This is a genomic window from Hymenobacter tibetensis (genome assembly GCF_022827545.1).
GTDB lineage: Bacteria > Bacteroidota > Bacteroidia > Cytophagales > Hymenobacteraceae > Hymenobacter > Hymenobacter tibetensis.
Window position 1 is genome coordinate 1,831,719 of sequence record NZ_CP094669.1, and the last position, 16,632, is coordinate 1,848,350.

General features: G+C 53.7%; 9 protein-coding genes. 8 read left to right on the plus strand and 1 reads right to left on the minus strand.

Annotation, left to right across the window (positions count from 1 at the left end; all coding sequences use genetic code 11):
- Positions 1-76 precede the first annotated feature (76 nt).
- Positions 77-1,243, minus strand: coding sequence for a galactokinase (locus tag MTX78_RS07345; RefSeq protein ID WP_243801293.1), 1,167 nt, complete (start codon positions 1,241-1,243; stop codon positions 77-79).
- 916 nt (positions 1,244-2,159) lie between these two features.
- Between MTX78_RS07345 and MTX78_RS07350 the strand changes: the two genes are divergently transcribed.
- The 8 genes from MTX78_RS07350 to MTX78_RS07385 all read left to right on the plus strand — a co-directional run bounded on the left by MTX78_RS07350 (position 2,160) and on the right by MTX78_RS07385 (position 16,563).
- Positions 2,160-5,342, plus strand: a complete 3,183-nt coding sequence (locus tag MTX78_RS07350) for a SusC/RagA family TonB-linked outer membrane protein (RefSeq protein ID WP_243801295.1) — start codon at positions 2,160-2,162, stop codon at positions 5,340-5,342.
- A 272-nt stretch (positions 5,343-5,614) separates the two neighbouring features.
- Entirely contained in the window at positions 5,615-6,979 is a 1,365-nt protein-coding gene (locus MTX78_RS07355) for a RagB/SusD family nutrient uptake outer membrane protein (protein ID WP_243801297.1), read from the plus strand.
- A 203-nt stretch (positions 6,980-7,182) separates the two neighbouring features.
- Positions 7,183-8,901, plus strand: coding sequence for a family 43 glycosylhydrolase (locus MTX78_RS07360; RefSeq protein ID WP_243801299.1), 1,719 nt, complete (start codon positions 7,183-7,185; stop codon positions 8,899-8,901).
- 549 nt (positions 8,902-9,450) lie between these two features.
- Positions 9,451-10,503 (plus strand): aldose epimerase family protein, encoded by a 1,053-nt coding sequence (locus MTX78_RS07365; RefSeq protein ID WP_243802834.1) that lies wholly within the window; start codon positions 9,451-9,453, stop codon positions 10,501-10,503.
- A 154-nt stretch (positions 10,504-10,657) separates the two neighbouring features.
- Positions 10,658-12,394: a ribulokinase gene (locus MTX78_RS07370; RefSeq protein WP_243801300.1), complete on the plus strand. Its 1,737-nt coding sequence runs from the start codon at positions 10,658-10,660 to the stop codon at positions 12,392-12,394.
- Positions 12,391-13,092 (plus strand): L-ribulose-5-phosphate 4-epimerase, encoded by a 702-nt coding sequence (locus MTX78_RS07375; protein ID WP_243801302.1) that lies wholly within the window; start codon positions 12,391-12,393, stop codon positions 13,090-13,092. The genes MTX78_RS07370 and MTX78_RS07375 overlap by 4 nt, the downstream gene beginning before the upstream one ends.
- A gap of 123 nt (positions 13,093-13,215) precedes the next feature.
- Positions 13,216-14,706, plus strand: coding sequence for an L-arabinose isomerase (gene araA, locus MTX78_RS07380; RefSeq protein ID WP_243801304.1), 1,491 nt, complete (start codon positions 13,216-13,218; stop codon positions 14,704-14,706).
- A 156-nt stretch (positions 14,707-14,862) separates the two neighbouring features.
- Positions 14,863-16,563, plus strand: coding sequence for a sodium:solute symporter family transporter (locus MTX78_RS07385; protein ID WP_243801305.1), 1,701 nt, complete (start codon positions 14,863-14,865; stop codon positions 16,561-16,563).
- Positions 16,564-16,632 lie beyond the last annotated feature (69 nt).

A 16,632-nucleotide genomic window follows, 5' to 3' on the forward strand; every position in this document is an offset into this window, starting at 1 on the left:
GAGTTGGTGGCTGCTAATAGTCGGGTGGTGTAGCTCTGTGTAGCTCTCCGCTTTCTAACAACGGGCAACGCTTACCTCAGCTTACCACTTCGGGCTCCATAATTGCCACACCGCCCGTGATGGTGGTTTGATACGTTTCGAGCGCAACGCCCAGGTAACGCTGGTATTCTTCGGTGGCATGCTGCACAAAGCTTTCGATGTGCTCTACTGCTACCAAGTTGATAGTGCAGCCCCCAAATCCGCCGCCCATCATCCGCGAACCATATACGCCTGGTTGCGCTTTGGCAATCTGGACCAATACATCCAACTCCCGGCAACTAACTTCATAATCGTCGCGCAGACCTGCGTGCGAGGCGTACATCTCCCGGCCGAAGGCAGTTAAGTCACCGTCGTTGAGGTGTTGCCGAGCAGCCTCCACGCGGAAGTTTTCCTGCACCACGTACAGGCAGCGCCGGTACACCACGTCGCCTAACTCCTCCCGATGGGCGTTCAATTGTTGCAGTGTCGCGTCGCGCAAAGAGGCAACCTCTGGGTGGTATTTCTGCAGAATAGCCACTCCTTGCTCGCACTCCTGCCGGCGTACGTTGTATTCCGAGCTGGCCAGGGAATGTTTCACGCCTGTATTGCACAGCACGATTCCGCACGCCGAGGTGTCGAAGGGCAGATACTCATACTCCAGGGAGCGGCAGTCGAGCAGCATCACGTGGCCAGGCTGGCCGAACAAGCTAGCAAACTGATCCATCAGCCCCGATTTCACCCCTGCAAACTCGTGCTCCGCCTTTTGGGCCATGTGCGCCAGCTCCATCCGGTCAAGGTTGGTGCCCATCAAATGATCGAGCGCAAAAGCTAACCCACATTCTACCGCCGCTGACGACGACAAACCGGCCCCGATAGGCACATTGCCACCAAATACGCAGTCGAAACCTGGTACCGTTAGGCCGCGCTTTTGAAACTGCGCCACCACCCCTTTCAGGTAGTTGGCCCACATGGTTTTGTCGCGAGTGACTTCAGCCAACTCGGTCTCATAACTTTGATTCAAGTCGTACGAGTACAGCCGCGCTGTAGTGGTCCCATTCAACCCCACCGCAAAGTAGATTTCTTTATCGATGGCCGCTGGCATCACAAATCCTCCGTTGTAATCAGTGTGCTCGCCAATAAGATTGACGCGTCCCGGGGCCCTTACCAGAAGGGGAGTATGGTTGAATCGGTCTTGGAAAGACTTCGCTACTGATTGGTGAAGCATAGTGGAAGGAAAGCAGGTGGAAATGAAATTGAACGGAGGACCGTGCTAGAAAGAGTGGCTAAAGTAAAAGAAATAAATACCCAGGCTCTAAAGACGAGGTTGTAAAAAGAGTATGCTGTGCAGGAATAGCCAACCATTTTGTGCTGCTACTGCTAGGCTTCATGTGATGATTGCCTGTTGATAGAGAGGGTTCTACGCAAAGCCTTAGCAAGGCAACCATCTACATGCGAATTCAACCCCGACGCGGATGCTGTTGGGTGCGCAAAAGACTATCTGCTTGGGTTGCTAAGCAGGTACCCTGCAGCAAACTGTCACCAAGATGCTCCTAGCTGGCTTCGATGCCTATAGCCATAGGTAGAGTTCGTGCAAGCATTAAGCAGTGCAATGGACCCTCGGTAGCTCAAGTTCACGCAACTGCTTAGACAGCACATAGAGTAGCTAGCAACAACTGGAAGTTTTTGTGAACAGATGTAGTAAGCAAGAGGGTGGAGAGGAGCAAACAAGCAGGTTATTTCACGCAGTGTAAATAACGTTGAACACGCTTGGTAGTGCTATTGAAATTCAGTGTTTATGATGCATCAACACAATCGTTACACTTTGTCGTCACAAGGTGAATTTGACGTTCAAATGCACCAGCGTAACTAGGTGAAGAAGACAATTTGTTGAAATTATTGTAGAGGTTAGATCAGGACGATTGTTGCTAATTTGTCCGTATTTAGTTATTCTTACTACCCCAACGGCAATAATTGTGCTTTTCCGCTTCTGGTTTTCTTAGTAGAAGGATTTTACTTAGAAATATTAGTTGCGCAAGGTGGACTTCTCACAAAAACACTTTTACTTTACTATCACAAAGGTTTGCGTTGCTACTATCGCACAATCGTTTGTGTTAGACCCACTAACTCCCACATTCCCTTACATGAAAAAGACAGTACCCAAAGTAAGCCGGGCTGCCATTCCAGCATTGCTCTGCTGCTTGCCGCTTCAGCCCCTCGTGGCGCATGCAGCTACTTCGGCAACCTCAGCGCTCAACTCTGTTGCCAATCCTTCCAAAACCGCCGATGTCACCATTTCTGGGAAAGTGACGGGCGCCAATGGTGACCCACTGCCGGGCGTAACAGTGTTGGTGAAGGGCACTACTAATGGCACGTCGACCGGGGGAGATGGTAGTTTCACCATTACAGCCGCCGAAGGCAGTGTGCTAACCTTCAGCTTTGTCGGTTACACCACCAAAGAAGTGCCTGTAACCACTGCTTCCACTAACCTAGCAGTTACTCTAGCAGAAGATGTTAAGGCGCTGAGCGAAGTAGTGGTAGTAGGCTACCTAACAGAAGATCGGCAGAACGTAACCAGTTCGGTGAGCAGCCTCGACGTAAGAGAGGCGACGAAAGCACCAGTAGCCACTGCCACTCAGGCGTTGCAAGGACGGGTGTCAGGAGTGCAGATATCTGGTTCGGGCGGACCCGGAGACGCGCCCGTTGTCAACATCCGAGGCATTGGTACGCTGGGAAATGCTGGTAGTGGCCCGCTATACGTTATTGATGGTCTGTGGACAGACAACATCCGCGACCTGAACCCCAATGATATCGAGAGCTTAAACGTGCTCAAGGATGCTTCCTCTACGGCCGTATACGGTTCTAGAGGTGCTAACGGGGTAGTTCAGATTACCACTAAAAAAGGCCGCGCTGGCGCACCAGCTATCGGTTTCAGTGCTTACCGGGGTGTTGACCAAATATCAAAGCAGTACAACTTAACCAACGCCAGCGAGTGGGCTGATCGGGCTGTTATTGCCTACCGGAACGCCGGACTCGATCCATTGAATAACGGGCAAAATAGCTTGACTGGTGCTGTAAAAGGTCCAGGTGGTGCATTCAACCCTGACGTAGATACCGATTGGCAGAAGGAGTTTTTCCAAACCGGTACGCTTGAAGACTATAACCTGTCGTTTTCGGGCGGTACAGCAGGGGAAAAGAGCGCTACTAACTTCTTGGTTTCCGGCGAATACTTCCACCAGGAGGGCATTGTAAAAGGTCCGGATTTCAAGCGTTACAGCTTGCGTCTTAACTCGGGCCTAACGCGTGGTCGGTTCAAGTTCCAGGAGAATGCTCAGATTACGCACCTAGACAGAACGTTGCTTAATGGCAGCCCATTTATCGATGTGCTGACTATGCTGCCGAGCATTCCGGTGTACAACTCGGCTAACTCGGGTGGCTTCGGTACTGGTTCGCCCATTCTAAATACCTTCGCAACAAACCCAATAGGAGCGCAACAATTGCTGCGCCGCACGCAGTCCGACAACCGATTGGCTGGTAATGTTAGCGCCGAGTATTCGTTTTTTGACTTCCTTACCTACCGGCTGAATGTGGCCATGGATGGGCATACGTACAGCAATGCGGATGCACAACAGGCTGGTGTTCTGCGGCAGAATACTCCTATCGTAACGGCTTCGCTCAACGAGTATTTGGGCTATGACCTGTTTTTGCTTGGCGAAAACACCTTGAACTTCAACAAGCGTTTAGGCGACCACAGCGTAAACGCGCTGGTCGGCTACTCGGAGCAAAGCTTCCGTCAACATGGTGTGCAAGCAGGCGGACAAGGCTATACCCAAGCAGGGGGGCAATACTTCTTTGAGCTGAGCGCAGCCCCCAAAGTTGGGGTTGTGCAGGGTAGCTCCTATGAATACACGAAACGCTCTTTCTTCGCTCAGGCTACCTACGACTTCAAGAACCGCTACCTGCTTTCTATTAGTGGTCGCCGTGACGGTTCCTCTCGCTTCACAGCGGCAAACCGCTGGGGCAACTTTGGGGCCGCTTCGATTGGCTGGCGTCTTAGTGAGGAAGACTTCTTCAAGGGTGCCTTACCACAAGTCAACAACCTGAAATTACGCGCCAGCTACGGCGCCAACGGTAACGATGCTGTAGAAGGTACTTACGGTGGTAGTTATCTGACGCAAGCCATTGTGGGCCAAAACGTCAACTACGTAATAGGCACCGGTCAGAACATTGTAAACGGTTCGTCGCAGCTAGCGCTGCCTAGCCCCGACATTCGCTGGGAAGAGCGCTACACCACCAACTTTGGTCTGGATCTGGGCTTGCTGGAAGACCGCATAACACTCTCGACTGATTATTACGTTTCTAAAACCCGCAACGCACTGGCGCCAGTGCAAGTGTTGACCTATCTAGGGCACTTCGGCCAGACCTTGTTCCAGAATGCGGGTGATATTGAGAACCGTGGCTTTGAGCTAGCTCTAGGCTATCATCAGAACAAAGGTGACTTCACCTACGGCGCTGATTTCACGCTTACAACCGTTAAAAATCAGGTTACGGCATTGCCCGTTGTAGGCCAAGTACTAGAAGGTACCGAGCTCTTGACTCGTTCGCAGGTGGGCCGCTCGCTCGGAGAATTCTACCTGATTCCATTCGATGGCATTTTCCAATCAGCAGATGAGGTAGCTACCTACCAGAGTTCTAATGGTACGGTTATTCAGCCTTACGCTTCGGCAGGCGACGTACGCTACCGGGATACCAATGATGATGGACAGATCAACAACAGGGACGCTGTCTATTCAGGCCAATCCATTCCTAACCTGCTGATGGGATTAAATCTGAACGCAGCGTATAAAGGCTTTGATCTGTCGGTATTCTTCAACTCGTCTAGCGGCAACAAAATCTATAATCAAGCGCGTCGCGACCTGGAAAGCTACTCTGGTCCGAACAACTACAATGCTGACGTGACGCCTTGGTCACCCGAAAATCCTTCTACCACTACGCCGCGTCTCTTGCAGGGTGGTGGTGTTGGCAACTTGGGCCTAGCTGCTGCATCTAACTCCTTGTTCAACACCACGCGCTGGCTGGAAGACGGATCATACATCCGGTTGCGGAACGTGCAGGTTGGCTACACCCTCCCTACATCAGTAACGAGCAAAGTGCCAAGCTTGGGCAGTGTCCGCGTGTACGTGACTGGCCGCAACATATTCACCATCACAGACTATACTGGCTTTGACCCTGAGATTTTGGGCGCCGGTTTCTATAGCCGCGGTGTCGACATCAGCTCTTACCCGAACGTGCGCAGCTTCACGGGAGGTATACAGGTCAACTTCTAAATCATGATGGGACGGTGGATAATTGCCCGCTGACCCAACCAAATCGTTTTTCTCTTACTTCGATGAAAGTAAATAAAATAACTACTCTTCTGCTCGCGGGTGGTCTGCTCTTAAGCACGACAGCCTGTGATAAGGACTTGCTAGACCAGAGCAATCCAAATGCTCCTACCAAAGAAAATTTCTGGCAAAATGAAAGCGATGCTGTTAAGGGGGTGTATGCTAGCTACGCTGGTTTGCAGCAGTTCGCTTGCTACTACCGCAGCTGGCACTTCATGGCCCATCGCTCCGATGAGTCTTTCAGCCAGAGCCCTTTCGTGGAACTCGCAAACTTCACGCGCTTCATTCAGCCTGACGTGGATTTCTTTATCTCGTCTTTTGCGTGGAATGACTACTACCGCACTATCTATCGGACCAATCAGGTAATTAACCGGGTACCCGGCATTACCATGAACGAGACGCTAAAAAAGCAGTTAGTTGCCGAAGCTAGATTCGTACGGGCTCTGTCCTACTTCGATCTGGCCTATTTCTTTGGCAGTGTGCCTTTAATCCTAGACGAGCCTAATGATGTCAATGCACGGGCGCCTCAGGTTAAGCAGCCAGAGTTGGAAGTACAGATTATTGCCGATTTGCAAGCTGCTATTCCCGACCTCCCGGCTTCGTATAGCGATTCTGAGAAAGGCCGTGCAACAAAAGGCTCAGCGCAGGCACTACTCGCTAAAGTATATATGCAGCAGCGTAAATGGGCGGAAGCATCGGCTTTGTTCACTCAGCTTATTAGCTCTGGCCAATATAGTCTAGCCCCAAATTACATCGACAACTTCACGGGTTCCAATGAGAACAATCGTGAATCAGTATTTGAAGTGCAGTTTTCGGGCGCTGTGCTAGAGGTAGGACAAGGCCAAGACAACGGCTCTTCTTCGGAAAGCCACGACCGTCCTAATTTCTTCGGTCCTCCCGGTGCTACGTTTGCCGACGTGCAGCCCCGCCGCTGGTTGCTTGATGCGTACACCGATTCTACGGTTTCATTGGTCCCTGGTAGCACTAATAAACATAGAATCGACCCTCGGCGTGATGCGAACATCATTCATGTGGGCAATCCAGACCGGTTTTACGGTGTGACTTTTGCCGAAGCGCAGAACATCCGCAAGTTCGGTTGGAGACCAGATCAACAGTATTGGCGCAAGTATCTCAGCGACCGTGAGATATCTTATGATCCTGCCAATCCTGATAAGCCACTTGAGAATTTCTCATCGGGCTACAACTTTCGCGTTATTCGCTACGCTGATATTCTGCTTATGCAAGCCGAGGCTCTCACCGAACTAGGGCAAGTAGGGGCGGCCGCACCTTTCGTGAATCAAGTGCGTGCCCGGGTGGATTTGAGCCCGGTGGGTGCATTGTCGCGGGAAGGAATGCGTCAGTTCATACGTGTTGAGCGTGCTAGAGAATTGGCAGGCGAAGGAACACGCTGGTTCGATATTTTACGCTGGGGCCTAATGGACAACCAAGCTGGTATTGATGAGTTGAAGTCTCGTGACCCCGACTTCACCAATTTCCGCCTAAACACCTCGAAACTGCTGCCTATTCCGCGTCGTGACCTCGGTATCGATCCAAATCTTCAGCAAAACCCTGGCTACTAATACTACACTTGCTTAGTTGCCTGTAAACAGCCGTTCCGGGTCAAAATCTGGAACGGCTGTTTTTGTAAACAACCGACTGTGTTTATTATCCAGAGTCCGGTTGCGGACAGTGTAATTGCTTAATCATCTGTCGCTTACAAGCACAGGCGTGCTATAGTATTTGCTTGCTCAACCCAACATCCCACCCTCAAACTGTATGCGTCATGATAGTAACACTTACGAATTGGGTCAATAAAGTCACGCAGCCTGCGCATTTGCGCTGGCCATTCAGCTACATCATGCTGTTGCTGCTCATAGGTTGGCCAAGCGCCAACGTGATAGCCCAGCAGGGAGACCAACGGGCGCATGATCCGGCCAACATCATCAAGGAAGGTAACAAGTACTGGGTGTTCACCACCGGTCAAGGTATTCCTAGCAAATACTCCACCGACCTAATTACTTGGGCGTTCAGCTCTCGGCCTGTTTTCACGCCAGCCACCCGTCCTAGTTGGATTACCACCCGGGTTCCTACTTTCCAGAACGACTACTGGGCGCCCGAGTGCATCTTCATGAACGGGAAGTACTATCTCTACTACTCCTGTTCTACATTCGGCTCTAGAGTTTCAGGAATTGGCTTGGCTACCAACGTCACGCTGGACCCTGACAGCCCCAACTACAACTGGGTAGATGAGGGTGAGGTCATTTCCTCGAACAACAACAGCGCAGCCAATGCCATTGACCCAGCCGTGTACCGTGACGCCAGTAATAACCTGTGGTTTATATACGGCTCATTTTTCGGTGGCATTCGGGTGTTGCAACTGAACCCGACGACCGGTAAGCCAATAAACGGGAGCGGCACGCAGCAGTTTGCAGTGGCTAACGGAGACGTAGAAGCCGCATATGTAAAGCAGCGCGGCAACTATTATTACTTATTTATCAACCGGGGTAGTTGCTGCCAAGGTTCTAACAGCACCTATTACATTCAGGTTGGGCGTTCTACTTCTCCAACAGGCCCATTTCTGGATAAAAACGGAGTGGACCTCAACAGCAATGGTGGAACAGTATTAATGAACCGGTCGGGACGCTACGTAGGACCAGGACACGCCGGGATTTTCGAAGAGAATGGCGTCAGCATGTTTTCGTATCACTATTACGACTCAAACGACAATGGTACACCGAAGCTAGGTATTGCCAAACTCACCTGGGATGCCACCGACTGGCCAGTAGTTAGCCGCGACTGGGTCGCCCCAGGCCGCTATGAAATTACCGGGCAGAATAGCGGCCAGTTGTGGCAGGCCGGTTGTGCTGGTGCTGCAGGACAAGCAGTTTCGCAAGGCAACCGAACGGGCCAGGCCTGCCAGCAGTGGGATTTTGTAGCAGCTGGCAACGGGGAGTACACGATTACCAATGTGCAAAGCGGTCTAACAGTAGGAACTGCTAGTTGCTCAGCAGCCAACAATGCCGCTCTGCAAGTAGGTGCGAATACTGGCGCAACGTGTCAGCTGTTTCGGCTCGACCGGGCCAGTGACGGTACGTTGGTCTTTGCTTCCGCGAATGGCAACCGGGTGGCGGAAGTGCCTTTTGCTTCTATGGTGCCCGGTACCCAGTTAGGGTTATTTGACTACAATGGCTGCTCTTGCCAACGCTGGACTATTACTCCGGTAGGAACGCTCGCCACTGCTCGCAGTCAGAAGCTATCCGATGTCACCGTTTATCCAGTGCCGGCCGTGCAAGGAAATTTTACGGTGGAACTGGGTACTCAACGAGCTACGGAGGCCGCAACGGTGGTTGTTTTCGACCTGCAAGGGCAAGTGGTGTATCAAGAATCCTTTCGTTCGCAGCGAAACAAGCTTGCGGTAAAAGCAGGATTAAAACCAGGTATGTACCAGGTGCAGGTCAGGAGTGGAGGAGCGTCATCCACACACAGAATGAGTGTTCTGTAAGAAGAAGAGCACATTATTTTACCAACAAAATTATACAGCGCCTCACTTGCTGCTAATTCGGTACGTTGTTTTGTAAAGTGCTGATTGGCACGAATCAGCCAGTGTCACTCTCCCGACGGTAACTACAAAAAAGAGGCGGATGGAAGCTCTACTATAGGTATTAAATAACACAAACGATTGTGTGATGAAGGAAGAATTTCTACTTTACATACCGAATTGATGAAGTAGCAGCACTTAGCCCATTTAATTTATTTGATACATAATTGCATAATGCGTCTATGCTCTAGAAAAGGCGCTTAATTTGGCGGCTATCTGCGAATAGCTATTGGCAATCCAGATTCAATCCACTTCAAGTTCCTTTACTTCTTCCTTTTCAAACTCCCGCTTTCCATCCATCTGTTCATGACAAACTTCAACCGTGTCGGTATGCTTGCCGGCAGTATCGCGGCTGGTATAGCGCTAGCCGCTTGCAACCAGCAGCCCGCCTCTCAAACTGAAGGTAGCAATGCAGCCACAGCCGCTACCGATTCCACCCAAACCACTGCCGCTATGCCCACTGCCACTGCTTTTGGCAAAACCAACGCTGGCGCTGAAGCGCAGCTCTACACGCTCACCAACGCTCACGGCGTGAAAGCTACCATCACCAACTTCGGTGGCACGCTCACCAGCCTGATGGTGCCTGACAAGGCCGGCAAGATGGGCGATGTTATTCTCGGCTTCGACGATGTGAGCGGCTACCAGAGCCCGGAGTTTTTGAAGTCGGGTCCGTACTTTGGGGCGTTGATTGGGCGCTACGGCAACCGCATTAAAGGCGGCAAGTTCACGCTGGATGGCAAGGAGTATACGCTTGCTCAAAACAACGGACCAAACACGCTGCACGGCGGCAAAGTAGGATTTGATAAGGTGATGTGGGAGGCCAAGCCCGGCACCTCAGCCGACGGCCAGACACTAACGCTGACCTATAACAGCAAAGACGGCGAAGAAGGTTACCCCGGTAACTTGGCCGTAACGGTGGTTTACACCCTCACCAACGACGACGCCCTGCGCCTCGACTACACGGCAACCACCGACAAGGCCACGCCCGTCAACCTGACCAACCACGCCTACTTCAACCTCAACCACGGCGTAGGCAAAGATATTCTGGGCCACGAAGTAACCCTGCCGGCTGACCGCTACACCGTAGTGGACGCTACCCTGATTCCGACCGGCGAGCTGAAGCCCGTGAAAGGCACGCCTTTCGACTTCACGGCCCCGCACACCATTGGCGAGCGGATCGGGCAGGTGCCCGGTGGCTACGACCACAACTGGGTGCTAAACAACCCGAGCGGCATGCACGCCGCCGCTACGGTTTATGATGCTGCCTCGGGCCGCACCATGGAAGTAACCACCACCGAGCCCGGTATTCAGTTCTACACCGGCAACTTCCTCGATGGTACCCTGAAAGGCAAAGGCGGCACGGTGTACGGCAAAAACTCTGGCTTCTGCCTGGAAACGCAACACTTCCCCGATTCGCCGAACCAGCCCAAGTTCCCGAGCACTATCCTCAAGCCCGGCGACACCCTCAAATCAACCACGATCTACAAGTTCGGCGTCCGCAAGTAGGGAGCCGGTACTTTATAGTTAGGCTGCTTGCTGAAGCATGGTGCGTGCCAATACTAGGATGGCAACTCCATCCAAACACGCACAGTGCTTCAGCAAGCGAAGCTTGATGTTCTGCTAGCACCTCACATTTCTTAATCTCCCAATTTCCTCACTCGTGCAAACTCCTCAAACAGCAACATCCGATCCGCAGGCGGCTTACGTCATCGGGGTCGATTATGGCACCGATTCGGTGCGCGCCTTGCTGGTAGATGCCCGCACCGGAGCCGAAGTAGCGCAGGCCGTGCACTACTACGCGCGCTGGAAAAAGCTGGAATTCTGCAACCCCGCCCGCAACCAATTTCGCCAACACCCTCTCGACCATATCGAAGGCCTGGAAGCCACCGTCCGGAAGGTAGTGGCGCACGTGCCCGCTGTGCAAGTGGTCGGTATTGCCGTGGACACCACCGGCTCAACGCCCGGCCCCGTCAACGAGAAAGGGGTTTCGCTGGCTCTTACGCCCGGTTTTGAAAACAACCCGAACGCCATGTTCGTGTTGTGGAAAGACCACACGGCCCTCGAAGAAGCCGCCGAAATCAACCTGAAGGCGCGTACGTGGGGCGGCGAAGATTTCACCAAGTTTGAAGGCGGTATCTACTCATCGGAGTGGTTCTGGGCGAAGATTATGCACGTGGTGCGCGAAGACGAGGCTGTACTGAAAGCCGCGCACTCTTGGCTAGAGCACTGCGACTGGCTGACCTTGCTGCTCACCGGCGGCGACTTGGCCACCTTCAAGCACAGCCGTTGCGCGGCCGGCCACAAAGCCATGTGGCACGAAAGCTGGGGCGGATTGCCTTCCGAGGAGTTCCTAACGCACCTCGAGCCCAAGCTGGCCGGCCTGCGGAGCCGTTTGTTCGAAGAAACCTTTACCGCCGACCAAGTGGCCGGCAACCTCTCCGCCGAATGGGCCGAGCGCCTCGGCTTGACCACCGACACGGTAGTAGCCGTGGGTAGTTTCGATGCGCACGCTGGTGCCGTTGCCGGCGAGATTGAAGCGTACTCGATGGTGAAAGTAATGGGTACTTCCACCTGTGATATTGTGGTAGCACCCACGGCCGAAGTAGGCAGCCACCTCGTGGCCGGTATTTGCGGCCAAGTGGATGGCTCCGTGATTCCGGGTATGCTCGGCCTGGAAGCGGGTCAGTCAGCTTTCGGGGACTTGCTGGCGTGGTTCCGGCAGATTGTGGAGTGGCCATTGCACAACGTGCTGCCTCACTCCAAAGTGCTGAATGCCGAGCAGCAAGCCGCCCTGCGCGACGAGATGAGCGACATACTGTTGGTAGAGCTAAGCAAAGCAGCCGCCGCGGTAGACCCCGAAGAGTCGGCAGTGCTGGCTCTGGATTGGGTGAACGGCCGCCGCACGCCCGATGCCAACCAAGGGCTGAAAGGTGCTATGATGAACCTCACGATGGGGACCAACGCGCCGCAAATCTTCCGGGCGCTGGTAGAAGCCATCTGCTACGGTTCCAAGCAAATCGTGGAGCGTTTCGAGCAGGAAGGCATTCCGGTAAAGCAAGTAATTGGCATTGGCGGCGTGGCGAAAAAGTCGCAGTTCGTGATGCAGACCTTGGCCGACGTGCTGAATCGCCCGATCAAGATTGCCGTTTCCGAGCAGGCTCCCGCCTTGGGCGCAGCCATCTACGCCGCAGTAGCGGCCGGTATCCATGAGGATGTGCTAGCGGCGCAACGCGCCATGGGCAGCGGTTTCGCGGAAACCTATGAGCCCAATCCGGCTCGCGTGGCCGACTATCAGGCGCGCTACGAACAGTACCAGGCCTTCGGCAAATTCGTGGAAACCGTCACGCTCAAGGAAGGCGAAACCACTTCTGAAACCACTTTAGTTGACCACGCATGAGCAGCCAGTATAAGGACCTGAAGCAATATTGCTACGAAGCCAACATGCAGTTGCCTAAGCTCGGGCTGGTGCTGTTTACCTTCGGCAATGCCAGCGTGGTGGACCGCGACAAGGGCGTTTTCGCTATCAAGCCGAGCGGCGTACCCTACGAGAAGCTGAAGCCCGAGGACATTGTCATTGTGGATTACGACAACAACATTGTGGAAGGGGAGAAGCGCCCGTCGTCGGATACCAAGACGCACGCGCTGCTCTTCAAGCAATGGGAAAGCATTGGCGGCATTGTGCATACGCATTCCACCTACGCCACCGCTTGGGCCCAAACCCAAACCGATATTCCGATCCTCGGCACCACCCACGCCGACCACCTCACCACCGACGTGCCGTGCGCGCCGCCCATGGCCGACGAACTGATTCAGGGCGACTACGAGCACCAAACCGGCTGGCAAATCATTCAGGAATTCGAGCGGCGCGGCATTTCGCCCACCGAAGTGGAAATGATTTTGGTTGGCAACCACGCGCCCTTCACCTGGGGCAGCACTGTGGAAAAAGCGGTTTACAACAGCGCCGTGCTCGAAGAAATTGCCCGTTTGGCGTATCTGAGCTGCACGTTGCGCCCCGAAGTACCCCGCTTGAAAGACGCCCTCATTCGCAAGCACTACGAGCGCAAGCACGGAGCAAACTCTTATTACGGTCAGTAGCACCGCCTCCTGGCAGCGGTGCATGCCGCAGCCTGTCTCACCTTAATTCTACCTTCCAAACCCTGCACCAGCTACCCGTTGGTGTTCCATTCTAATCCGTCAACTGCACTTGGCGCCACAAGCATGATCGACATTTCGCAATACGAAGCCTGGTTTATCACGGGCAGCCAGCACCTCTACGGTCCCGAAACCCTGGAACAGGTTGCTGCCCACTCGCAGGAAATTGCTGCTGAACTAGGTACCAAACTGCCCATCAAGATTGTATACAAGCCCGTGCTAACTGGCCCGGAGGAGATTTACAAGCTGGTGCAGGAAGCAAACACCACCGAAAACTGCGTGGGTCTGATTGCCTGGATGCACACCTTCTCGCCCGCCAAAATGTGGATCAACGGCCTGAAGATTCTGCAAAAGCCGCTGGCGCACTTGCACACCCAATTCAACCGCGACATTCCGTGGGCGGATATCAACATGGACTTCATGAACACCAACCAATCGGCGCACGGCGACCGGGAGTTTGGCTTCATCGGCGCCCGCATGGGTATCAAGCGCAAAGTGATTGTGGGCCACTGGCAGGACAGCGCCGTGCACCAGAGCCTGAATGTATGGTCGCGCGTGGCCTCGGCCTGGGCCGACTGGCAGGGTGCCCGCTTCGTGCGCTTCGGCGACAACATGCGCTACGTAGCCGTAACCGAAGGCGACAAAGTGGAAGCTGAAATTAAGTTTGGATACTCCGTGAACACCTACGGTATTGGCGACTTGGTGGCCGTTATCAACGAAGTAAGCGACGCCCAAATCGATGAGCTGCTAACCATCTACGAGCAAGAATACGAACTAGCCGACACGCTGAAGGACGGTGGCAGCCAGCGCGAGTCACTGCGCGACGCGGCCCGTATCGAGGCCGGTATGCGCAAGTTCTTGCAAGACACCAAAGCCAAAGGCTTCACCGATACGTTCGAGGATTTGCACGGCATGGCGCAGCTGCCCGGCATTGCCACGCAGCGCCTAATGGCCGAGGGCTACGGCTTCGGCGGCGAAGGCGACTGGAAAACGTCGGCGCTGGTGCGGGCCATGAAGGTGATGGGAGCGGGGCTACCCGGCGGCAACTCGTTTATGGAAGACTACACCTATCATTTCGCGCCGAACAACAACCAAGTGCTGGGTTCGCACATGCTGGAAATCTGCCCCACTATTGCAGAAGGCAAGGTGCGCGCCGAAATCCATCCGTTGGGCATTGGCGGCAAAGCCGATCCGGTGCGCTTGGTGTTCAACTGCCCGGCTGGCGAAGGCCTCAACGCCACCATCGTGGACATGGGCAACCGGTTCCGCATGATTGTGAATGAAGTGGTAGCCGTGGCACCCGAGCAAGATTTGCCGAACCTGCCGGTAGCCCGCGTACTCTGGAAAGTGAAGCCCGACCTGGCAACGGGTGCCGCCGCCTGGATTTTGGCCGGCGGTGCTCACCACACTGGCTTCAGCCAGAACCTGACGGCCGAGTACTTGGAGGACTTCGCAGAAATGGCTGGCATCGAGTACGTTCTTATCGACGACGACACCAAGTTGCGCACTTTCAAGAACGAACTGCGCTACAACGAGGTAGCCTTCGGTGGCCGCTAATTGAGGGCAATTATAGCCGAGTAAAGACTGAAAAATTCAAAAGAATATCCTTCCCTTGGGGTCCCTAACGGGAAGGATATTCATTTTGTCTTAGAAATTCTCACTAAAATTAAGCTCTCAATAACTCCAACCTCCCACGTTCCCTTCAATTAACTCATGAGTAACAATCTTACCACGCTTGACATTCTTGTCTTTCTGTTCTACCTGATCGGGGTTTCCGGCTACGGGTATTACGTCTACAAGAGCAAGCAAAAAGCCGAACAGAGCACCAAAGACTACTTCTTGGCGGAAGGCTCTTTGACTTGGTGGGCTATCGGAGCCTCCATGATTGCCTCCAACATTTCGGCCGAGCAGTTTATCGGCATGTCGGGGTCCGGCTTTAGTGTGGGCGTGGCCGTGGCGGCCTATGAGTGGGTAGCTGCCATTGTGCTCATTATTGTAGCGGTGTTCTTCATGCCGATTTACTTGAAAGAGAAAATCTTCACAATGCCGCAGTTTCTGGAGCAGCGCTACAACACTACGCTGAGCCTGATTATGAGTATCTTCTGGCTGTTCCTCTACATTCTGGTTAACCTGACGTCCATCCTCTACCTCGGGGCCCTGGCTATCAGCAACCTGATTGGGGGCGGTAGCTTCCACCTGATTATGGTGGCGCTGGCTGTGTTTGCGTTGCTCATCTCGCTGGGCGGTATGAAAGTGGTAGGCTACACCGACGTAATTCAGGTGGTAGTGCTCGTGGTGGGCGGTCTGGTGACCACCTATATTGCACTGGACGTGGTAAGCACCAAGTTTGGCCTCGGCGGCGGTGCTATTTCGGGCTTCAAAGCCCTGATGACTAACGCCGACGACCACTTCAAGATGATCTTCCCGAAACCGGGACCTAACACACCGCAAGAAGACATCAATAAATACATAGCGCTGCCCGGCATTGCCATGTACTTTGCTGGTCAGTGGATTGTAAACCTGAACTACTGGGGTTGCAACCAGTACATTACGCAGCGTGCCCTTGGTGCCGACCTGCACACGGCCCGCACCGGTATCCTGTTCGCGGGTATGCTGAAACTGATGATGCCGGTGATTGTGATGCTGCCCGGTATTGCTGCGTACGTGCTGTACAAGAACGGTGAGCTGCAGCAGGAAATGTCCTCTACGGGCGCTTTCAACTCCGACAACGCCTACTCGGCCGTACTGACCTTTTTGCCGAACGGCTTGAAAGGCCTCTCAATGGCGGCCCTGACGGCAGCCATTGTGGCCTCGCTGGCTGGTAAAGTCAACTCGATTTCCACCATCTTCACCCTCGACATCTACAAGCGCTACCTCAACCCCAATGCCACTGAAAAGAAGCAGGTGTGGGTTGGCCGCTTGGCTATTCTGGCGTCTGTGGTTTTGGGCGTGGCCCTTACCTGGGAAGACTTGCTCGGCATTGGGGGCGAAGGTGGATTCCAGTTCATTCAGAAATACACGGGCTTCATTTCGCCCGGTATCTTGGCTATTTTCCTGTTGGGCATGTTCTGGAAGCGCACCACGGCTACGGCGGGTATTGTAGGCATTCTGGCGGGCTTTGTGCTGTCGGTGTTCTTCAACAACTACGCTGTGGGAGTGCTCGGCACCGAAACTGTCCTCTACACGGCTTTCCCGAACGGGCATGGCGGCTACGAAATTCCGTTCCTGATTTGCATGGGCTTGTCGTTTGCATTCACCGTGCTCCTGATGGTGGTTATCAGCTTGGCTGGTCCTGCCATCAACCCGGGCGCTATCAGCCTCACGCCGGGTATATTCAAGGTCAGCACACAAACCATGTCGCTGATTGTTATTACGCTGTTGATGATTACGGCGCTGTATGCTAAATTCTGGTAACTAAATCAGTGGTCTAGCGAGTGGTCCTGCGAGCTGCCCAGTGGGCTTCGTGGGGCCACTACTCGGCTA